Source organism: Xanthomonas sp. NCPPB 3570 (genome assembly GCF_056725115.1).
In genome coordinates, this window is record NZ_CM161513.1 from 856,672 (window position 1) to 876,900 (window position 20,229).

Below are 20,229 nucleotides of genomic sequence, written 5' to 3' on the forward strand. Positions count from 1 at the left end.
CGGTGCGCCCCTGGCCACCGCCGCGGCTGTGTTCCCACCGCTCCTCCAGGACACCGTCATGCCGCCCGTCGCGCCTGCGCAGCACCACGTTTTCCTGTCCCTGTCCCTGTCCCTGTCGCCGCGCTCGTCGGCGGTGCGCGCATGAGCGGCGCCGGGAAGCGCCAGCGCCCGCGCGGCACGCGCGCGCTGGAAGCGCTCAACTTCACCATGGCCGACGTGCAGGATGGGCTCGGCCCGTTCCTGAGCGTGTTCCTGCAATCCAAGGGCTGGTCGCTGGGCGCGATCGGCTCGGTGATGACCGCCGGCGGCATCGTCGGCATGCTTGCCACCACCCCAGGCGGCGCGCTGGTCGATGCCACCAAGCGCAAGCGCAGCATCGTGGTGGTCGGCTGCAGCATGATCCTGCTGGCCTCGGCGCTGCTGTGGTGGTCACCGACGCTGCCGGGCGTCATCGCCGCACAGGTGATGACCGCGCTTGCCGCCGCCGCACTGGGGCCGGCGTTGTCCGGCATCACCCTGGGCCTGGTGCGGCAGGCCGGCTTCGATCACCAGATCGCGCGCAACCAGGTCGGCAGCCACGCCGGCAACGTGGTGGCCGCGGCACTGGCCGGCGTGCTCGGCTGGAAATTCGGTTTCGGCGCGGTGTTCGTGCTGACCGGCTGCTTCGGCGTGCTGGCCATCGTCTCGGTGTTGATGATCCCGCGCGATGCGATCGATCACCGCGCCGCCCGCGGCATGGCCGAGTCCGAGGACGACGACGGCGCCCACGTCAGCGGCTGGTCGGTGCTGCTGACCTGCAAGCCCTTGCTGGTACTGGCCGCGGCGCTGGCGCTGTTCCACCTCGGCAATGCGGCGATGCTGCCGCTGTACGGCATGGCCGTGGTGGCCGCGCACCAGGGCGACCCGAACGCGCTGACCGCTACCACCATCATCGTCGCCCAGGCCACCATGGTGCTGGCCTCGCTGCTGGCGATGCGGCTGATCCGCGTGCGCGGGCACTGGTGGGTGCTGCTGCTGACCTTCCTGGCGCTGCCGCTGCGCGGGCTGATCGCCGCCAGCTTCATCCACACCTGGGGCGTGTTCCCGGTGCAGATCCTCGACGGCGTCGGCGCCGGCCTGCAGAGCGTGGCAGTGCCGGCGCTGGTGGCGCACCTGCTGCAGGGCACCGGCCGGGTCAACGTGGGACAGGGCGCGGTGATGACGATGCAGGGCGTCGGCGCAGCGCTGAGTCCCGCGCTGGGCGGCTGGATCGCACAGGGGTTCGGCTACCGCGCCGCGTTCCTGCTGCTGGGCGGCATTTCGCTGCTGTCGCTGACGTTGTGGGTGGGGATGCGCAAGCACCTGGTGACGGCGAAGCGCGACCGCGCAGCCGACGAACCGGTGCCGCCGCTGCCGGCCTAATCCACGTTACTTGGCCTCGTCGACGGCGCTGCCGCACACGCCGCGGTTACGCGATACTGGCGCCGGTTGCTGACGGCGCGATGCGCAGGATGGACCACGCCGTGGCAAACGAGGTGTCGATTGACCTGAAAGCAGAAGATCACCGACTACGCGCAGGATCTAGAGCGAGGCAAGATCCTGCTCTGCGAGCTTCCCGATGGCGAGGTGGTGGAACTGATGCTCATGCATCTCGCGCACTAGGAAGGGAAGATGTGTGCACTGCTGAACGTTAGCGGATACAAGGCCGGCTTGATCTGTTCGATTCTTCCGGGCTCGCGGCCGCGCGAGACTGGGTGTGCAGTTGATCGCGAATGGCTGATCGCGAACTGGAACAAATGGTGCTACTTCGAGTGCCCGCTGGAGCGGGTGTATGTGGTGGACGCGCTCGAGGGCTGAGGGCGGGTTTGTTCCGGGAGCGATGCCTTCGCGATGAGGCTGTCGATGGAGACTGTACAGTGCTCTGTGCACTGTAACGGCCTTCGCTCGCTTGTTATGGAGAACAGTGCCGTATGATCGACCTGTCGATCCGCGCCGCGAAGCGACGCCAGCTTTGACGAATTCTTAGCTGGCACCAGCGACCTCGCGCAGGGCCAGCGTAAGCGCTCGCAGCTCTTCAGGATGGTAGCGGAAGTCAGCCTCCGCGTTGGTGGCGCCACGAGCGATCCAGTCTTCTCCGACCCGCCGGTACTGCTCGTTGGAAAGACAGCTGTGCTTTTCGTAGGGGTAGCGCAGCTTCACGAAATTGTTGCCGAGGTCGGTAAACACGCTTTCGTGGCAATTGGTAAGCGCGGACGGGCCCGCCCATTCTCCGGCGAGCCGCAGCACGGTGTCTTGGATTTCCCGCGGGAGCTGATTGAACAGCCTCAAGTAATCGTGGCCGTGAGCGTCTTCGCCCGTGGCGCGCTCTACGACAACCTTGAGTAGCAACTCGAAGCCGACAAGCTGTAGTAGGTACGCTGAATCTGACCCGTCGCCTGCCGCCCGCAGCAGTTCAGCCGATGCGAAGCGGTTTTCGCTTTCCCGAAGCATCAACGAGTGCCGAACTGTCTCCATACTACCTAACACCATAATTAGGAAGGGCCGCGAAGCGGATTCGGCTTCAACGTAGCGCTAGCACCAGAATTAAGCGTCAGGCTCGTAAGATGAGACCGGTGCGTCGAATTGCATTGCTAGGAACGTCGCGAAGCTGCCGCCACGGTGTGAAGAGTCTGCGCCGCGCAACCGTCTTCGCCAAGTGCGCCGGCTATGCTGCCACGCCTCAATCCAATGCCACTCCGGGCACCACCTCGCAGGCGATGCCGGCGGCGGCCAATTGCGCCGCCAGCGCCGCATGCGGCGGTTGCCGGAACGCATCGCCCGGCAGCAGGCTGACTACGCGCTGCCCGGCCTGCGCCTGTTCGACAAGCAGCGCCAGGTGTACTGCCGGATCCTCCGGCAGCGGCTGGCGGCTGGCATCGCGACGCGCCAGGCTCAGCGCCGCCGCGCTCACTTGCGCACCGACCAGCAGCAGATCGGCCTGGTTGAGCGCACGCAGCGCCTTCAGCGTCAGCGCGCCGGGGTCGCCGCCGCCGGTGCCGACCAGCCACACGCTGCCTTGCCGAGGTACCTCGTCGCTGCGCTGCAGGCTGTCGGCGAAGGCCTGCTCGGCGGCATCGCGCTGGCCGCTCTGCAGCAACGTCTGCACCGGTCCCTCCAGTACCTGTTCGAACCAGCGCCGGCGCTGCGGCAGGTCCGGCAGGCGCGCCCGGATCGCGGCGCGGTGACGCGCGAACAGCTGCGCCAGTTCGGCGTAGGAATGGTCCAGTTCGGTTTCCCAGCGCTCGCGCAGGCGCCGCGCCAGCATCGGCGCCGCGCCGCTGGAGGAGATCGCGATCAGCAGCGGATCGCGGTCGATGATCGCCGGCACCTGGAAGGTGGAGAGCGCGGCGTCGTCGACCACGTTGACCCACTTGCGCCGCGCTCCGGCCTGTTCGGCCAGTTGCCGGTTGAACGCGTCGTCGTCGGTGGCCGCCACCACCAGCCAGGCGGCGTCCAGCCATTGCGGGTCGAAGGCGCCATCGGCGCGTTGCAGCCGGCCCTGCGCCAGCCACAGCGCCACGGTGGAATTGAGCGCATGCGCGTACACCAGCACGTCGGCACCAGCGTGCAGCAACGCCTCGATCTTGCGCATCGCCACCTCGCCGCCGCCCACCACCAGTACGCGACGCCCGGCCAGGTCGGCGAACAGGGGATACAGCGGCATGCGGACTCCTTTGGGGACGAGATGGGCCAGGTCGCGAAGCAGCGCGTACGGCAGGCCGCATTCGACTGCAACAACGTCCTGTCGGCCAACGATACCGAAGGACCGTCCGTTGTAGCTATTCGGCAAACGAGCGCCGTCGCGCTTCTGCCACCCTGCCAACGCTGGTGCCGCCACCAAGCGCCTAGTCGCGCTTCGCCGCGCAGCCAAGGTGCAGGCGCTGGCGTATGATCCGCGCTCGTCGCCTTCCCGAACCGGCATCATGGATCGAGCCCGTCCGCCGCTTGTCTGGCCCCACCTATCGGTGTGGGTTCTCTTCATCGTGTCGCTGTGGTGCGCATCGTCCGCAATGGCGCAGACCGCGCGCAAGCCCTCGGCCTACGAGCAGCGCCCAGGTCGCGACGCCGCGGCGCAGCTGGCGACCGGACCCGATTTCATGCCGCGCCTGGACAGCCGCGCGCAGTTCCTGCAGCTCGCGCGGGTCTACAACGCCGGCACCGCGCTGGAACTGCCGCATCTGCTGTTCGTGATCGACCGGCAGCAGGGCGGGCGTGTCTATTACCTCAACACCCCGCGTTTCGCGCTGCACGAGCAGTTCGTGCGCCAGCGCCTGGCGCCGCGCATAGGCAAGGCGGCGCTGAAGGCGCAGTACCGCGATCCGCAGCGGCGTTTCTTGTTCGGCACCCTGAGTTGGCAGCAGGATCTGCCGGGCTACACCTACGAGTTCTGGGAGGGCGACCTTCTCACCGCGCCCTTGTTGCAGCAGACCGACGCCGCCTTGCGCGCCTCGTTCTACGACACGCTGCGGTTCAAGACCAACTCCACGCTGCACGAACAGGTGGCCAAGTCAGCCGGGTTGGCCTTCGTGACCCAGGAGGCGCTGCTGCGCGAGCAGCGCTTCCTGCCGTTGAACACCGGCCATGCGGAGGGGCGGCTGCGCATCGTGCGCTCGGAGGCGCAGTTCCGTACGCTGTCGCCGCGCGACATCCCCGTCCTGGACGAGGTGCCGATCGCGTTGGCGCCGGTCGCCGGCCTGGTCACGCAGCGCCCGTCTACGCTGCTGTCGCACGTCAACCTGCTGGCCAAGGGCTGGGGCATTCCCAACGTGTACGTGCGCGATGCGCAGGCGGCGCTGCGCCAGTACGACGGCCGCTGGGTGCAACTGGACGTCACCCACAACGACTACCGGGTGACGCCGCTTGCAGGCCCGCCGGCAGCCATGTCATCCACGGCCCCGCGCGCGGCGTCACGCGCGCTGCCACGTCCGGACCTGAGCGTGGACGCGCTCAAACCGCTGGCGGCGCTGCGCGCCCGCGACAGCCGCGCCTGCGGGACCAAGGCCGCCAATCTCGGCACGCTGAAGGCGGTGCTGCCGCCGGCCGCGCGCGTGCCCGACGGCTTCTGCATCCCGTTCGCGTTCTACCAGGCGACGCTGCAGCGCCTGCAGGTCGACCAGCGCCTGCGCGACCTGCAGCGCCGTCCCGGCTTCGCCACCGACGCCGACGTGCGCCGCGCCGCGCTGGCGACCCTGCGTGCCGAGATCGCCGACGCCACGCCCGATCCCGCCTTCGTGCGTGCGCTGGAGGCGCAATGGCGCGAACAACTGCATGGTGCCGGTGTGTTCGTGCGCAGCTCGTCCAACTCCGAGGATCTGCCCGGCTTCAGCGGCGCCGGCCTGTACACCACCGTGCCCAACGTCACCCGCGCCGATGCACTGGCCAAGGCGGTGCAGACGGTGTGGGCGTCGGTGTACAACTTCGAGGCCTACGAAGCGCGCGCCGCCGCCGGCCTGCCGCAGGACGCGGTGGCCATGGCGGTGCTGGTGCAGTTGGCCGCCCCGTCCGACAGTTCCGGGGTGATGATCACCCGCGATCCCTTCGATGCCGCGCGCCGTCATGTCACCTATGTTTCGGCCAAGCGCGGCCTCGGTATCCGCGTGGTCGAGGGCAAGCGCCAGGCCGAGCAGGTGATGTATTCGAGCTGGTCCAAGGCGGTGCAGGTGCTGAGCCGCTCGGCCGAGGACACCCAGCTCGTGGCCAACGTCGCCGGCGGCGTCCGCGAGGTGCCGATCGTCGGCACCCGCCAGGTACTGACCGATGCCCTCATTGCGCGGCTGGCCAAGGTCGGCGCAATGACCAAACAGGCCCTGGGCGGCGCCGACCAGGATATCGAGTGGGCCGTGGTCGGCGACGAGGTGGTGATCCTGCAGTCACGGCCGTATGTGGATCGGGGGCGCTAGATGTATCACGCTTAATGCCCATCCTAAGAAATTCTGGTTTTTCGGCAGAATTGAACTATCTACTATTCTTACTTTGGAAAAATAAAGGCGGCAGCTCTGTGGAAAAAAAGCTAGATCGCCTGATTCGGGACTATCAAAAGAATGTCCATGAGGCTCTGGTGCTCATGCATAGGTCTGGTATTCATATGCCGGCTTCAAGAGCTGCATGGATTAAATCGAACATTCCTCATGCGGGACTTTTGGATGGTGGCGTGCCTTACTTCAAGCATGGTGCTGGATGTGCGGTAGATATGCCCAATGGGAAAGTTGATTTCGATTTTGGGGTTAGTGGTGAGATTGATGAGTTTGACGCGTGGCGTCTTTTTAAATTCGCTAAGAAGAACTTGTCGGAATATGGTTTTGATAACAAAAACGACCTTGAAGTTTGTTTCGAAGAGGCTGTCTCCGAAGGATTTTTGGTTCGCTCTGCTTATTGTTTATTTTATTTGAGAGGGCGCGCGCGCGTATTGGCTGTCGACATTGATAGTCGATTGCCGGGAGATAAATTGCCTCCTCGCAACATGGATGATGTGTTGGTACTTAATAATGACTATTTTGAAGTCGCTGATTTGATGCTATTGAATTATAATAACTTGCGTCGCAAATGGGAGAGGGATGGTCGGCTGAGTAACGATAAATCAATTGATATGCGAATATACCTTCGCTCTTGGCTGGGTTTTCTTGCAGTGACATGCGAAGGTTTTGAGACTATCGGAATGCGCCGATTGCTCCGAGAAGATCGTCCCGTGGCCTTTGTTGGGTTGACTCCGAGAAGCGATGCCGTGGGGAGTTTGATTAAGAAGAATCGCGATCCGCTTCGAGAGTTGCGGAATAAAACTTTTCACCTGCGAAAAGATGTAGGTGCTATACGTACATTTTTTGCTCCTGATGCTAATAGAATTTCATGGGCTCGTGAACTCCATAAGGCGTTAAAAGAATTTTTCACTAAATATCGCCTCGAATGTGAGCTTCATTACGTGCTAAATGGACGGAGAGGGGAGGTCTGTTTAAAACGCCCCCTTTCTAAAAAGTGGTAGCCTCTCCAAGGTGCACAGTAGGGATATTAGAGGTGGCTGATTGAGTATTTCACTCTGTCATGGAGTGTCTCTAGGCCTGTATGGGGGGCTTCGCTCTCCAAACATGCGCTACATGGTACTTGTAAGCTGAGCTTCTAGTTAAGCTGCGCCCCTGTATTCTCGGCAAACCGCCGGGCATTAGGTCCAATCAACTTGCCGTCGGCGCATCCGCATTGCGGTGATGCGCCGGGCTGGACTTGCTGTCGCGCTCGGCCGCCAGCAGGGTCAGCGAGCGGCCGAGGCCGTGCCATTGCGACCCGCCTGGCAGGCCGTGCTCGTGGTCGCGCTCGGCGGTGTCGATCAGCACGCGCCAGTGTTCGCCTTCGACCAGCGGCAGAGTGAAAGACACGTCCTCGACCGCGCCGTTGACGATCATCAGCAGGGTCACGTTCGACGCGGCCTGGCGCAGGCCGCTGGACGGGGCGCGGCCGTCCAGGCGCATCATCAGCGCGCGGGCGTGCGGATCGTGCCAGGAGGCCTCGGTCATTTCCTCGCCGTCCGGCGCCAGCCAGGTCACGTCCTTGATGCCCAGTTCCTCGTCGTAGGCGCCGTCGAAGAAGCGTGCGCGGTGCAGTAGCGGGTAGTGTGCGCGCAGGTGGGTCAGGCGCGAGACGAAGGCGCTGAGCTGGTGCGCGCGCGGGCCGGTTTCCCAGTTCAGCCAGGTCAGTTCGTTGTCCTGGCAGTAGGTGTTGTTGTTGCCGCCCTTGCTGCGGCCGAACTCGTCGCCGGCCAGCAGCATCGGCGTGCCCTGCGACAGCAGCAGGGTGGCCAGCATGTTGCGCATCTGCCGCAGGCGCAGGGCGTTGATCTGCTCGTCGTCGGTCTCGCCTTCCACGCCGTAGTTGGCGGAAATGTTGTTGTCCGAGCCATCGCGGTTGTGCTCGCCGTTGGCTTCGTTGTGCTTGTGGGAATAGCTGACCAGGTCGTGCAGGGTGAAGCCGTCGTGGGCGGTGACGAAGTTGACCGAGGCGGTCGGGCGGCGACCGCGATGATTGAACAGGTCGGCCGAGCCGGTCAGGCGCGTGGCCAGTTCGGCCAGCTGGCCTTCGTCGCCGCGCCAGAACGCGCGCACGTTGTCGCGGAACTTGTCGTTCCACTCCGACCAGCCCGGCGGGAAGCCGCCGACCTGGTAGCCGCCGGGGCCGACGTCCCACGGCTCGGCGATCAGCTTGACCTGGCTCAGCAGCGGGTCCTGGCGGCAGGCGTCGAGGAAGCCGCCCTTGGGATCGAAGCCGTGGTGCTCGCGGCCGAGGATGGTGGCCAGGTCGAAGCGGAACCCGTCCACGTGCATCTCCGACACCCAGTAGCGCAGCGAGTCGTTGACCATGCGCAGCGCGCCGGCGTTGGTCAGGTCGAAGGTGTTCCCGGTGCCGGTGTCGTTGATGTAGAAGCGGCGGTCCTCGGCCAGGCGGTAGTAGCTGGCGTTGTCGATGCCCTTGAACGACAGCGTCGGCCCCAGTTCGTTGCCTTCGGCGGTGTGGTTGTAGACCACGTCCAGGATCACTTCCAGCCCGGCGCTGTGCAGGCGCGCCACCATCTGCTTGAACTCGGACACGGTGCGCGTGGCCATGTAGCGCGGGTGCGGGGCGAAGAAGCCGATGGTGTTGTAGCCCCAGTAGTTGCGCAGGCCCTGCTTGAGCAGATATTCGTCGTCGACGAAGGCGTGCACCGGCAACAGTTCCACCGCGGTCATGCCCAGGCGCTTGATGTGCTCGACCACCTCGTCCACCTTCAGCCCGGAGAAGGTGCCGCGCCAGGCCTCGGGCACGGAAGGGTGGCGCATGGTGGTGCCGCGCAGGTGGGTCTCGTAGATCACCGTGCTGTCCCACGGCGTCTGCGGGCGCTGGTCCTTGCCCCAGGTGAAGGCCGGATCGATCACCGCGCACTTGGGCATGTAGGCGGCGCTGTCGCGGCGGTCGAAGCTGAGGTCGGCATCCTTGTGGCCGATGGTGTAGCCGAACAGGGCCGGCGCCCATTTCAGTTCGCCGACCAGTTGCTTGGCGTAAGGATCGAGCAGCAGCTTGTTGGGATTGAAGCGATGTCCGGCATCGGGCGCGTACGGGCCGTATACGCGGTAGCCGTAGAGCTGGCCCGGGCGCGCGTCGGGCAGGTAGCCGTGCCAGATCTCGTCGGTGTACTCGGGCAGGGCGATGCGTTCGATCTCTCGGCCGCGATCGTCGAACAGGCACAGCTCCACCTTGGTGGCGTGCGCCGAGTACAGGGCGAAGTTCACTCCCAGGCCGTCCCAGGTGGCGCCCAGCGGATACGGCAGACCCTCGCGGATACGCGAACGGCGGGTGAGCTTGCGCACAGGCATGAAGGATCCTTAGGAAGAAGTGCTGCCGTTGCCGGCGCTGCGTCGCGGTGCCGGCTGTGGCAGCGCTTCGTCATCGGCCTCGGCGGCCGCTTCCGCGGCCACCAGGCGCTCGGCCATGGCCCAGTGGCGGGCGGCGTGGCCGTCGGGTCGCCCTTCGGCTTCCCAGATTTCGTGTGCGAGTTGGCGGATGCGGCGTTGGCGTGTTTCTGCGTCCATGGCTTCTTGCGGGATCAGGGGGAGGCGACCAGCACGGCGATCGGGAATGCGGCGAACAGGGCCGACACCGGAACGGCCGACGTGGCGTCGACGGTAGCACTGGCCAGCACCGGACGATACTGTGCCTGCGGCAGTGTCAGAACCGTGTCACGCCAGTCCAGTTGCGGCCGCAGCGGCGCGTCCGGGCGCAGCGCCTGCGCGGCCGCACTCAGCCGCGGCACCACTACCACCAGCGAGGTTCCCTCGTGCTCGCGCACGAAGCCGAGCACGTGCGGCGCCTGTGCGCCCTGCGCCTGCAGCGGCGTGTAGCTGCCGTGGGCGAACAGCGCCGGATGCGCGCGCCGCAGCTGCAGCAGCTGCGCGGTCAGCCAGGCCTTGACGTGGCCGCTGTGCCAGTCCTGTAGCAGCGCGTCCGCTGCGGTGGCGTCGCCCAGCCAGGCCTGGCGCAGCGCGTAGTCCACCGGGCGGCGGTTGTCCGGATCCACCAGCGACAGATCCCAGCCTTCGCTGCCCTGGTACAGGTCGGGCACGCCGGGCAGGGTCAGGCGCAGGGCGGTCTGGACCAGGCTGTTGAGCGCGCCGGCCGGGGCCAGCGCCGCGGCCGCCTGCGCCAGCGCCTCGCGCAGCGCGGCACCGGCCGGCTGCAGCAGCGCGGCGTCGAGCAGGGCACGCGCATTGCGCTCGTAGTCCTCGTCCGGCCAGGTCCAGTGGGTGCGCAGCTTGGCTTCGCGCGCGGCCTTGAGCTGCCAGGCGCCGATGCGCTCGGCGTAGTCGCGCAGGCCGTCGGCGTCGTCCACCGCCAGTTCCAGCGGCCATGCCGCCACCAGCATCTGCCACAGCATCAGCAGGTCGCCCGGCAGCGGCGCGGCGCTGCCGGCCGGCAGCAGGTCGGCCGACAGCGCCTGGAACCGCGTCACCTGCGCCTCCCACCACGGCGCCTGCGCGCTGAGCACGGCCAGGCGCATGCGCACGTCTTCGCCGCGCTTGTGGTCGTGGGTGGCGGTGGCCAGCAGCGCGCGCGGATAACGCTGCGCGCGCACGGCGTTGGCCGCGTGGAACGCCTCCGGCGTCATCGCGAACACATCCGGCTCGCTGCCCACCTCGTTGCGCGAGAGCAGCACGCCGTGGCGGTAGAAGGAGGTGTCCTCCACCGACTTGGCGTTGAGCGGCGCAGACAGTTGCTCCAGGCGCCGGCGCACGATCCGCCGCAGCGCCACCTGCGCCTTGCCGGTGCCGCGGCCGTCACGGCTCCAGCGCTCGATCGCATCGATCGCCGCGCAGACCCGCGGCTCGGCGCCGGCACGCGCACGCTGCGCGGCCTGGGCAAGGCGTGCTGCGTCGTCGTCGTCCAGGCCATCGGGTCCGGCATAGGTGCGGTACACCTCGAAGTGCCGCAACAGGGCCATCAGCCCGCGCGCCAGCATCTGCGGGCTGAACTCGCGGGTCAGCGGATCCAGGTGCGCGGCGGCGCCCAGCGCCTGCACGGTGCGCACGAACTCGGCCTGCAGCGAGCCCTGCAGGATCTCGTCGCGCGCGGCGCGCTGTTCCTGGCCGAAGTCGCCGCTGCGCCCGCTCCAGCGCCGCCATAGTGCGGTCAGCGGTTCGGCGCCGGCCGGGTCGTGCAGCACCGCGGAGACCTGGTCCATGAAGTCGTAGCCGGTGGTGCCGTCGCAGGGCCAGTCGCTGCGCAACTGCTCGTGCGGCGCCAGGATCTTTTCCAGGTACAGGGCGATGCCGCCCGGGGCGATGCCGCGGCGGCGGCCGGCGCGGTCCAGTTGCGTGCGCAGCCGCTGCACGTAGCCGGTGGGGTCGGCCAAGCCATCGACATGGTCGACCCGCACGCCATCGAGATGGCCCTCGGCGACCAGCCGCAGCGGCAGCTCGTGGACCGCGGCGAACACGTCGTTCTGCTCCACGCGCAACGCCGCCAGCGAGGTGATGTCGAAGAAGCGGCGGTAGTTGAGCATGTCGTTGCCAACCCGCCACCAGGCCAGGCGATAGCACTGGCGTTCGATCAGCCGGTGCAGGGCGTCGTCGCCCAGCCGCGCGGCGTCGTTGAGCCGCGCCGCCCAGGCCGGGCGCGCGCTGGCCGGTTCCTGGGCGATGGCGCCGTCCAGGCGGATCGGGAAGCGCTGGTCGTGGTGCAGCAGGACCACGCTGCCGTCCTCGCCCACCTGCAGTTGCAGCGCGCCTTCGCTGAGCGCCTGCGCATAGGGGCGGTCCAGCACCGGCAACCACAGCTTGCCGTCGCGCCCGGGCGCGCGCCAGTCGATGTCGAACCAGCCGGCATGACGGCTGCGCCGGCCATGCGTGAGCACGTCCCACCACCACGGATTGCTCGGGTGGGTGGCCATGTGGTTGGGCACGATGTCCAGGACCAGGCCCATGCCGTGGCTGCGCGCGCGCTCGGACAGGTGCAGCAGCGCCGGCTCGCCGCCCAGCTCGGGATTGACCTGGCGCGGGTCGGTGACGTCGTAGCCGTGGGTGGAACCGGGCACCGCGGTGCCGATCGGCGACAGGTACAGGTGGCTGATGCCCAGCCCCGCGTAGTACGGCACCTGCGCGGCGGCATCGAGCAGGGTGAAACCGGCATGCAACTGCAGGCGGGCGGTGGCTCGCAGGGGAATCATGCGCATGCGTCGGCTCCTTGCGCGGCGGTGGCGGTGGTCTGGCGGGTCTGGGCGAAGGCGTCCAGGCGCGTGGCGAGGGTGGCGGCGGATGCGGCGGCATCGGGTGCGGGCAGGCGCCGGCGCCAGTTCGGGTGGCCGTCGACGGTGCCGGGCAGGTTGGGTTGCTGGTCCAGGCCCAGCGCGTCCTCGGCCGGCAGCAGGGCCAGCGGCGAGGGCGTGGCGGCGACGAAGCGCAGCGCGCCCAGTTCCGGGTCGGCGGCCTGCGCGGGCGGCAGCGCCGCGGCGACCGCCTGGTCCATGCGCGCGACGTCGTCGGTGCGTGCCTGGTGGTCGGCATGTTGCTGCGCGGCGTCGCTCAACTGCAGGCGCCGGCGCCAGTCGATATCCTCGCCGCGGCGCCAGCCGCGCAGGGTCGGCAGGTCGTGGGTGGTGGTGGTGGCGAGCGCGTCGGGGCGCCACTGCGCCGGCGGCAGGAACGCGCCATCGCGGTCGCGGGTGAACAGCAGCACGTCGATGCCCATCACCCCGCGGCGCGACAGTTCGGCGCGGATGCCGTCCGGCACCACGCCCAGGTCCTCGCCGATCACGATCGCGCGGTGCCGCCAGGACTCCAGCGCCAGCAGGCGCAGCAGGTCGTGCAGCGGATAGCGCAGGTACACGCCGGTGGACGAGGGCGCGCCGCGCGGAATCACCCACAGCCGCAGCAGGCCGAGGATGTGGTCGATGCGCACGCCGCCGCGATCGCGCATCACCGCGCGCAGCAGTTCGATGAACGGTGCAAAGCCGCTGGCGCGCAGCGCGGTCGGTGCGTAGCCGCAGATGCCCCAGGCCTGGCCATCGCCGTTGAACGCGTCCGGTGGCGCGCCCAGTTCCAACCCCTGCAGCACCGCCTGCGGCCACGCCGCGGCCTCGGCGCCCTGCGCGTCGAAGCCCACCGCCAGGTCGGCGATCAGGCCGATGCCCATGCCGTCGGCGCGCGCCTGGCGCTGCACGTCGGCCCAGCTGCGTGCGGCCAGCCACTGCGCGAACCGGTGCAGGCCCGGATCGGCATCGCCGAAGTCCTGTGTGGCGAACGCGGCATGCGCGTGCAGGGCGCTGCCGCCGTCGCGCTCGAACGCGGCCAGGTCGGCGTGCAGGGCCGCGTCGGCCTGGCCGAAATCGGCGTGCAACTGGCGCAGCCACTGCCACTTCAGCGCCGCCGAGGCCGGCCAGTCGATCAGCGGCCGCGCCTGCGCCTCGGCGAAGGCCTGCGCCAGCCCGGCCGCGTCCAGCGCGCGCTGCGCGGCGTCGACGCCCAGCACGCGCGCCGGCGCTGCCTGCAGCGGATCGAGGAAGCGGCGGTCGCTGGGCGAATACGGGCTGTAATGCGCGCCGACCGGCCGCGCCGCATGCACCGGGCTCAGCGCGATGGCGTCGCCGCCGGCCGCGGCGATGCGCGTGGCCCAAGCGGCGGTGCCGGCGGCGTCGCCGATGCCGGCGTCATAGCCGCCCGGTGCCGAATACACCTGCAACGACAGGCCCCAGCGCCGCGGTTGCGCCGCGCCCACCGCGTCGGCGACGCCGTAGCAGCGCGATGGCGCCACCGCCAGGGTGGTGCGGCGTTCGCCGTGCTGCAGGGTCCAGTAGCCGGCGGCATCGGGCGCGATGAGGCGGCCATGCGCGTCGCAGTGGCCGTGCAGTGCCTGGCCATCCTCGCTCTGGAGCTGGTACGCGGCACCGGCCGCGGCGCCGACCTCGACCGGCGCGCCGGCGTCGGCGGTCAGCAGCGGCGGCAGTGCGGCATCGGCCTGCAGCCGGCGCAGGCTGTCGCGGCAGGCGGCCGCGTCGCGCGCGTCCAGGCCGAGCGCACCGAGCACGTGGCGCAGGGTGTCGTCGGCGACCGTGCGCGGGGTGTCGCTGGCGTCGATCCAGTCGACCAGCAGTCCGGCTGCGTCGGCCAGGGTGTGCAGGGAAGTGTCGGTCATGGGCAGGGCGAACCGGGCAGCAGGGCGAAGGAAGAGGTATCCGCCGCGGTCCCGCCCGCGCGCGCCGACGGCGCGTGCGCGGCGGTGGGCAGCGAACGAGGTGGCCAGCGTGCCGGGGACGCTGTCGCGATGGCGTCGCGACAGCGGGCGCTCATGCGGCGTTGCCGGGCCGGTAGCGCGCGACGAAGGCGTTGGGCGGCAACTGCGCCGCGTCGTCGCCGGCGTTCTCCGCATGCACGGTGCTGCCGGGCAGGTCCAGCGCCACCGGCGCGTCGCCGAAGTTGGCCGCCACGTGCCATTCGCCATCGCCCAGGCGCCAGCCCGCGGCGATCGCCTTCGGGCCGATCACCCGTGCCCCGAGCGCGCTGGACTGGGTGAGGGCGGGCACCAGGTGCTGGCGGCGCAACGCCATCAACGCGGCGAACCAGTCGCGCCAGCGCGCACCGTCGCCGTGGGTGGCGTCGCTGATGTCGGCGATGGACGCCTGGAAGGTGCCCGGTGCGTTGGGATCGGGAATGGTGGCGCGCTGTTCCGGATCGGCGAAGGCGGCGAAGTGCGCGAACTCGCGGCGGCGGCCCTCGCGCACCGCCTCGTCCAGCGGCGGCGCGAAATCGGTGAAGAACTGGAACGGGGTGCGGCTGCCCCACGGCTCGCCCATGAAGAACAGCGGGATCATCGGGGTCAGCGCGGTCAGCGCCAGCGCCGCGCGCAGCGCCGGTTCGCTCACCTGGGTGATCAGCCGGTCGCCGCGGGCGCGGTTGCCGATCTGGTCGTGGTTCTGCGCGAAGATCACGAACTTGTGCGGCGGCAGGTGGCCGCTGGGCTCGCCGCGCGCGTGGCCGCGGTGGTCGGCCTGTCCCTGGAAGGCGAAGCCTTCGCCGAGCACCCGCGCCAGGTGCTGCGCCGGCGCATCGGCAAAGCCGGCGTAGTAGCCCTCGTGTTCGCCGGTCAGCAGCACGTGCAGGCTGTTGTGGAAGTCGTCGTCCCACTGCGCGCTGTAGCCGCGTTCCAGCACATCGGCCTGGTTGGCCTCGTTCTCCAGCACCAGGTGCACGTGGCGCCCGTCGGCGACGCTGGCCATGATCGCCTCGCGCAGGGTGTCGAGGAAGGCGTTGGGCACGATCGCGTGCACCGCATCCAGGCGCAGGCCGTCGAAGCGGTATTCGTGCAGCCACATCAACGCGTTGTCGATGAAGTAGCGCTGCACCGGCGGCAGGCGGAAATCGATCGCCGCGCCCCACGGGGTCGGTGCGTCCTCGCGGAAGAAGGTCGAGGCGTACTGGCCCAGGTAATTGCCGTCCGGGCCGAAGTGGTTGTAGACCACGTCCAGGAACACGCTCAGGCCCAGCCCGTGGGCCTCGTCGATCAGTGCCTTGAGTTCGTCCGGATGGCCGTAGGCCGAGGCCGGCGCGTACGGCAGCACGCCGTCGTAGCCCCAGTTGTGGCGGCCGGGGAATTCGGCCAGCGGCATCAGTTCGATCGCGGTCACGCCGAGCGCGGCCAGCGTCGGCAACTGCGCGCGCAGTCCGGCGTAGCCGCCGCAAGTGCCCACGTGCAGCTCGTAGAACACGGTCTCGGCCCAGGGCCGGCCGCGCCAGTCGCCGTGGCGCCAGGCATGGCCGTCGGTGGCCAGCACCGCGCTGGGGCCATGCACACCGTCGGGCTGCCAACGCGAGGCCGGATCCGGCACCGGCGTGCCGCCGTCGATGGCATAGCGGTAGCGGGTGCCGGGCGCGCAGGCCAGGGTGGCGGCGAAGTAGCCGTCGCCGACCGCCTGCAGCGGCTGCCGCCGATCGTCGCCGAACACCAGCTCCACGCGCTCGGCATCCGGCGCCCACAGCGCGAAGGCGACCTCGCCGTTGGCGCCTGGCCAGGCGCCGGGGCGCAGGACCGCGCGCGGGGCGGCGGAGGAATCGGTCGAGACAGCGGTCGTGGCCATGGTCAAAGGTCCGGTTGCAGCCAAAGGGTGGACAGCGGCGGCAGCGTCAGCGCCAACGCCTGCGCATGCCCGTGCATCGGCTGCGGCAGGGTCGACAGCACGCCGCCGTTGCCCTGGTTGGAGCCGCCGTAGTAGCCGCTGTCGCTGTTGAGAAGCTCGCGCCAGCATCCGCTACGCGGCACCCCCACGCGGTAATCGTGGTGTACGTTCGGCGTGAAGTTGCTGACCGCCAGCAATGGCGGCGCGCCGCCGTCGCGGTCGTGGCGGACGAAGGCAAAGACGCTGTTGCGGTGGTCGTCGGCGATGCTCCATTCGAAGCCGTCGCTGCTGCGATCGCTGCGGTACAGCGCGGGCAATGCGCGCAACTGCCGGTTGAGGTCGGCGACCAGCCGCGCCACGCCGCGGTGCTCGGGCTGCTGCGCCTGCGCCCAGTCCAGTGGCCGGTCGTGGTCCCAGTCCTGCCACTGCCCGAACTCGCAGCCCATGAACAGCAACTTGCGCCCGGGATGCGCCCACATGAAGGCCAGGTAGGCGCGCAGGTTGGCGAAGCGCTGCCAGGCGTCGCCGGGCATGCGCGCCAGCAACGAGCCCTTGCCGCGCGCCACCTCGTCGTGCGACAGCGGCAGCACGAAATGCTCGGAGAACGCATACACCAGGCCGAAGCTCATCTCGCTGTGGTGGTGTTGCCGGTACAGCGGATCGCGCTGCAGGTAGCGCAGCGTGTCGTGCGCCCAGCCCATGTTCCACTTGTGGCTGAAGCCCAGCCCGCCCTGCTGCGTGGGCGCGGTGGCGCCCGGCCAGGCGGTGGATTCCTCGGCGATGGTGCGCACGCCGGGGAAACGCTGCGCGATCTCGTCGTTGAGCCGGCGCAGGAAGGCGATCGCCTCCAGGTTCTCGCGGCCGCCGTGGGCGTTGGGGATCCACTCGCCGGCGTTGCGGCCGTAGTCGCGGTACAGCATCGCCGCCACCGCATCCACACGCAGGCCGTCGACGTGGAAGCGCTCGATCCACTCCAGCGCGCTGCCGATCAGGTAGGCCACCACTTCCAGGCGGCCGTAGTTGTAGACCAGCGTATTCCACTCGCGGTGCACGCCTTCGCGCGGGTCGGCATGTTCGTACAGGGCGCTGCCGTCGAAGTGGTGCAGGCCATGCGGGTCGTCGGGGAAGTGCGCACCGACCCAGTCCAGCAGCACGCCGATGCCGGCCTGGTGGCAGGCGTCGACGAAGCGCGCGAAGCCGTCGGCGTCGCCATGGCGCGCGGTCGGCGCGTACAGCCCCAGCGGCTGGTAGCCCCAGGAGCCGCCGAACGGATACTCGGCGATCGGCAGCAATTCGATGTGGGTGAAGCCGAGCCCGCGCACGTAGGGAATCAGTTCCGCGGCCAGCGCATCCCAGTGCAGCGGCTGGCCATGGCGGTCGTGGCGCCAGGAGCCGGCGTGCAGTTCGTAGATGCTCAGCGGCTGCGCGCTGCCCGCCTGCGCCTCGCGCTGCGCCAGCCAGGCCGCATCGCCCCAGGTATGGCTGTCCGCGTACGGCACCACCGAGGCGGTGGACGGCGCCGGCGCGCTGCAGCGCGCCACCGGATCGGCCTTGCGCGGCAGCACGCTGCCGTCGGCGGACTGCAGTTCGTATTGATAGTGTTCGCCGCCGTGCAGCCCCGGCACGAACAGTTCCCAGACCCCGGCCTCCGGATGCAGGCGCAGCGGATGCCGGCGCGCGTCCCAGCCATTGAAGTCGCCGACCAGCGCCACGCGCCTGGCATTGGGCGCCCACACCGCGAAGCGCACGCCCTCGACTTCGCCGACGCGGGCGTGATGGGCGCCCAGTGCGGTACGCAGCGCGGCGCCGTCGCCGGCGGCCAGGTCCTGCAGCCAGGCCGGATCGAGCAGCGGCCCGAAGGTATAGGGGTCGTCGCATTCCTGCACCGCATCCGGCCACACGATGCGCAGCCGGTAGGGCATGGATTGCTTCAGCTCGCCCTCGAACAGGCCCTCCGCCTGCGGGTGGGCGCGCATCCGCGCGATCAGCTTGCCCTGCGCGTCGAGCAGGCCCAGCGCCTCGGCGCCGTGCGCCAGCACGCGCACCCGGACCGTGCCGTCGGCCTGTGGATGCGGCCCCAGCCAGGCAAAGGCATCGCCGGCCTCGCCGCGGGCAAGCGCCTGCAGCGCAGGGCCGTCGCTGTCGTCTTCTGTTTCCTCCACCGGGTCCCGGCCGGCGGCCGGGTCCACGGCGTGTTCCCGATCGCTCATGCGCTCGCCAATGCGCTCGCGCTGGCCGCGGCGGTGCTCGCCTGCAGCGGCACGCCGCCGGTTGCCGGCCGCGCCCCGGCGGTGCGCTCGTACAGCGCCATGTACTTGCGGCCGGCCAGTTCCCAGCCGCTGGGCCGCAGCATCGCCGCGCGGCGCATCGCCTGCAGCAGGCCCGGCAGGCGGAAGGTACGGAACACCCGCTGCAGGCAGCGGCGCAGGCCGTCGGCCGAGGCTTCCTCGAACAGGAAGCCGGTGACGCCGTCGTCCACGGTGTCGATCAGACCGCCGGTGGCATGGGCGATCGGCAGGCTGCCGAAACGCTGCGCGTACATCTGGCTGAGCCCGCAGGGCTCGAAGCGCGAGGGCATCAGCAGGAAGTCGGAGCCGGCGAACATGCGCCGGGCCAGCCGTTCCTCGAAGCCGATGTGCGCGCCGACGTGGCCCGGGTAGCGCCGCGCCAGCGCCGCCACCGCCTGCTCGATCTGCGGCTCGCCGCCGCCGATGATCACGATCTGGCCGCCGGCGGCGACGATCTGCGGCGCCACCTCGCAGATCAGGTCCAGGCCCTTCTGGTGCACCAGCCGCGAGACCACCGCGAACAGCGGGCCGTCGCTGTCGAGCAGGCCGAACGCCTGGCGCACCTGCGCCGCGTTCTCGCGCTTGCCCTGGATCTGGCCGACACCGAAGTGGGCCGGCAGGTGCGCGTCGGTGCGCGGATCCCAGCTGGCGTCGATGCCGTTGACGATGCCGCTCAGGCGGCCGCTGGCGGCGCGCCGCGCCAGCAGCGCGTCCAGGCCGCAGCCCTGCGCCGGGCCGGTGATCTGCGCGGCATAGCTGACGCTGACCGTGTTGACGTGGTCGGCGTGGACGATGCCCGCACGCAGGAACGACATCTGCCCGTAGAACTCCAGGTCCTGCAGGCCCTCGGCGGGGATGCCCAGGGCGCCGGCCATGGCGTACGGGAACAGGCCCTGGTAGGCCAGGTTGTGGATGGTCAGCAGGCACGGCGTGCGGCCGCCGGACCAGCGCACGTAGGCGGCGGCCAGCGCGCACGGCCAGTCGTTCAGGTGCAGCAGCTCCGGCGTCCAGTCCAGCCCGGCCTGGCCGCCAGCGATCTGCGCGGCGGCGTGGGACAGGGTGGCGAAGCGCAGCGCGTTGTCTTCCCAGTCGCGGCCTTCGCTGGAGACGTAGGGCGAACCCTGGCGCTCGAACAGTTGCGGGCACAGCAGCACGTAGACGCACAGGCCGTCCGGGCGCTCGGCCCGGCCCAGCGCGCAGTCCGGCAGTCCCGCGTGCGCGGCGATGCGGCCGACGATCTCCAGCGGGCCGGTGGTGCGTAGGACCGCCGGGTACCCGGGAATCAGCACGCGGATGTCGCAGCTGCCGCGCAGCGCGCGCGGCAGGGCCGCAGCGACGTCGCCCAGGCCACCGGCCTTCACGAAATCGGCCATTTCCGAGGTCACGAACAGGCTGGTGCGGCGCGGCGCCGGGTTCAGCTTGACGGTCACCTCGGCATTGCGGACGAAGCGGCCGCGCGCATCGCGGTAGCGGCGGCGCGGCGCGTGCAGCACCGGATGGGTATCGCGTTGTCTCTCGGTCAGGTCGGCTGGGGTGGGGGGCGACATGGCGGTTCCGTCTGGGAAGGGGGAGGACGGGGCACACGGAAAGCGACTGCCACCGCGCGTCCTGGCGGGCGCGCGACGTGAAGCAAGGAAAGAGGCACAGCAGCGTCGAAACGGGACAGCGATGTTGCAATGCGATAATGCAGGAGCAAAGTACGAATGGCGCGATAAAAGAGGCGTGAAGCGCGCGCTTGTCTACGGCGAAATGAAGAACGCGGCGCATAGTCGATGTCGCCGAACGCCAGATGCCGCAAGCGTT

At 69.3% G+C, this 20,229-nt stretch carries 13 protein-coding genes; 4 read left to right on the forward strand and 9 right to left on the reverse strand.

Annotated elements, in window-relative coordinates; translation table 11 throughout:
* The first annotated feature begins 141 nt into the window (after nucleotides 1–141).
* Together AC1PLR_RS03725 and imm45 are read left to right on the forward strand one after the other, a co-directional pair.
* Nucleotides 142–1,401, forward strand: a complete 1,260-nt coding sequence (locus AC1PLR_RS03725; RefSeq protein WP_481102726.1) for an MFS transporter — start codon at nucleotides 142–144, stop codon at nucleotides 1,399–1,401.
* A gap of 249 nt (nucleotides 1,402–1,650) precedes the next feature.
* Entirely contained in the window at nucleotides 1,651–1,836 is a 186-nt protein-coding gene (imm45, locus tag AC1PLR_RS03730) for an Imm45 family immunity protein (protein WP_481102727.1), read from the forward strand.
* A 165-nt stretch (nucleotides 1,837–2,001) separates the two neighbouring features.
* Here the strand turns inward: imm45 and AC1PLR_RS03735 are convergent, their stop codons facing one another.
* Nucleotides 2,002–2,493, reverse strand: coding sequence for a HEPN domain-containing protein (locus AC1PLR_RS03735; RefSeq protein WP_481102728.1), 492 nt, complete (start codon nucleotides 2,491–2,493; stop codon nucleotides 2,002–2,004).
* Nucleotides 2,494–2,698: 205 nt separating this feature from the next.
* Nucleotides 2,699–3,682 carry an NAD(P)-dependent oxidoreductase gene (locus AC1PLR_RS03740; protein WP_481102729.1) on the reverse strand — a complete coding sequence of 328 codons (984 nt, stop codon included), beginning with the start codon at nucleotides 3,680–3,682 and terminating at the stop codon, nucleotides 2,699–2,701.
* A gap of 346 nt (nucleotides 3,683–4,028) precedes the next feature.
* Here AC1PLR_RS03740 and AC1PLR_RS03745 point away from each other — a divergent pair, with 346 nt between their 5' ends.
* Nucleotides 4,029–5,918 carry a PEP/pyruvate-binding domain-containing protein gene (locus AC1PLR_RS03745; protein WP_481102730.1) on the forward strand — a complete coding sequence of 630 codons (1,890 nt, stop codon included), beginning with the start codon at nucleotides 4,029–4,031 and terminating at the stop codon, nucleotides 5,916–5,918.
* 14 nt (nucleotides 5,919–5,932) lie between these two features.
* Complete coding sequence (locus AC1PLR_RS03750; protein ID WP_481102731.1) at nucleotides 5,933–6,994, forward strand: DUF6896 domain-containing protein; 1,062 nt, start codon at nucleotides 5,933–5,935, stop codon at nucleotides 6,992–6,994.
* A gap of 187 nt (nucleotides 6,995–7,181) precedes the next feature.
* Here the strand turns inward: AC1PLR_RS03750 and glgX are convergent, their stop codons facing one another.
* The 7 genes from glgX to glgA form a co-directional block, all read right to left on the reverse strand.
* Nucleotides 7,182–9,350: a glycogen debranching protein GlgX gene (gene glgX, locus AC1PLR_RS03755; protein ID WP_481102732.1), complete on the reverse strand. Its 2,169-nt coding sequence runs from the start codon at nucleotides 9,348–9,350 to the stop codon at nucleotides 7,182–7,184.
* 9 nt (nucleotides 9,351–9,359) lie between these two features.
* Entirely contained in the window at nucleotides 9,360–9,566 is a 207-nt protein-coding gene (locus AC1PLR_RS03760) for a DUF2934 domain-containing protein (RefSeq protein ID WP_481099931.1), read from the reverse strand.
* Between the two features lie 14 nt (nucleotides 9,567–9,580).
* The gene (gene treY / locus AC1PLR_RS03765) at nucleotides 9,581–12,196 is read right to left on the reverse strand and encodes a malto-oligosyltrehalose synthase (RefSeq protein ID WP_481103523.1); all 2,616 of its coding nucleotides are present in this window, start codon (nucleotides 12,194–12,196) and stop codon (nucleotides 9,581–9,583) included.
* Nucleotides 12,193–14,160 (reverse strand): 4-alpha-glucanotransferase, encoded by a 1,968-nt coding sequence (gene malQ / locus AC1PLR_RS03770; protein ID WP_481102733.1) that lies wholly within the window; start codon nucleotides 14,158–14,160, stop codon nucleotides 12,193–12,195. The genes treY and malQ overlap by 4 nt, the downstream gene beginning before the upstream one ends.
* A gap of 151 nt (nucleotides 14,161–14,311) precedes the next feature.
* Nucleotides 14,312–16,099, reverse strand: a complete 1,788-nt coding sequence (gene treZ, locus AC1PLR_RS03775; protein ID WP_481102734.1) for a malto-oligosyltrehalose trehalohydrolase — start codon at nucleotides 16,097–16,099, stop codon at nucleotides 14,312–14,314.
* A 2-nt stretch (nucleotides 16,100–16,101) separates the two neighbouring features.
* The gene (locus AC1PLR_RS03780; protein WP_481102735.1) at nucleotides 16,102–18,348 is read right to left on the reverse strand and encodes a 1,4-alpha-glucan branching enzyme; all 2,247 of its coding nucleotides are present in this window, start codon (nucleotides 18,346–18,348) and stop codon (nucleotides 16,102–16,104) included.
* Nucleotides 18,345–19,973 carry a glycogen synthase GlgA gene (gene glgA, locus AC1PLR_RS03785; protein ID WP_481102736.1) on the reverse strand — a complete coding sequence of 543 codons (1,629 nt, stop codon included), beginning with the start codon at nucleotides 19,971–19,973 and terminating at the stop codon, nucleotides 18,345–18,347. Before glgA ends, AC1PLR_RS03780 begins: the two co-directional genes overlap by 4 nt.
* Between the last annotated feature and the right edge of the window lie 256 nt (nucleotides 19,974–20,229).

What these genes read in the sequence shown, in the direction of transcription:
- AC1PLR_RS03750 (WP_481102731.1), top strand. Translation starts at nt 5,933, where the DNA reads ATGCCCATCCTAAGAAATTCTGGTTTTTCGGCAGAATTGAACTATCTA.
- AC1PLR_RS03735 (WP_481102728.1), bottom strand. Translation starts at nt 2,493, where the DNA reads ATGGAGACAGTTCGGCACTCGTTGATGCTTCGGGAAAGCGAAAACCGC.
- malQ (WP_481102733.1), bottom strand. Translation starts at nt 14,160, where the DNA reads ATGACCGACACTTCCCTGCACACCCTGGCCGACGCAGCCGGACTGCTG.
- imm45 (WP_481102727.1), top strand. Translation starts at nt 1,651, where the DNA reads ATGTGTGCACTGCTGAACGTTAGCGGATACAAGGCCGGCTTGATCTGT.
- treZ (WP_481102734.1), bottom strand. Translation starts at nt 16,099, where the DNA reads ATGGCCACGACCGCTGTCTCGACCGATTCCTCCGCCGCCCCGCGCGCG.
- AC1PLR_RS03740 (WP_481102729.1), bottom strand. Translation starts at nt 3,682, where the DNA reads ATGCCGCTGTATCCCCTGTTCGCCGACCTGGCCGGGCGTCGCGTACTG.
- glgX (WP_481102732.1), bottom strand. Translation starts at nt 9,350, where the DNA reads ATGCCTGTGCGCAAGCTCACCCGCCGTTCGCGTATCCGCGAGGGTCTG.
- AC1PLR_RS03760 (WP_481099931.1), bottom strand. Translation starts at nt 9,566, where the DNA reads ATGGACGCAGAAACACGCCAACGCCGCATCCGCCAACTCGCACACGAA.
- AC1PLR_RS03745 (WP_481102730.1), top strand. Translation starts at nt 4,029, where the DNA reads ATGGCGCAGACCGCGCGCAAGCCCTCGGCCTACGAGCAGCGCCCAGGT.
- treY (WP_481103523.1), bottom strand. Translation starts at nt 12,196, where the DNA reads ATGATTCCCCTGCGAGCCACCGCCCGCCTGCAGTTGCATGCCGGTTTC.
- glgA (WP_481102736.1), bottom strand. Translation starts at nt 19,973, where the DNA reads ATGTCGCCCCCCACCCCAGCCGACCTGACCGAGAGACAACGCGATACC.
- AC1PLR_RS03725 (WP_481102726.1), top strand. Translation starts at nt 142, where the DNA reads ATGAGCGGCGCCGGGAAGCGCCAGCGCCCGCGCGGCACGCGCGCGCTG.
- AC1PLR_RS03780 (WP_481102735.1), bottom strand. Translation starts at nt 18,348, where the DNA reads ATGAGCGATCGGGAACACGCCGTGGACCCGGCCGCCGGCCGGGACCCG.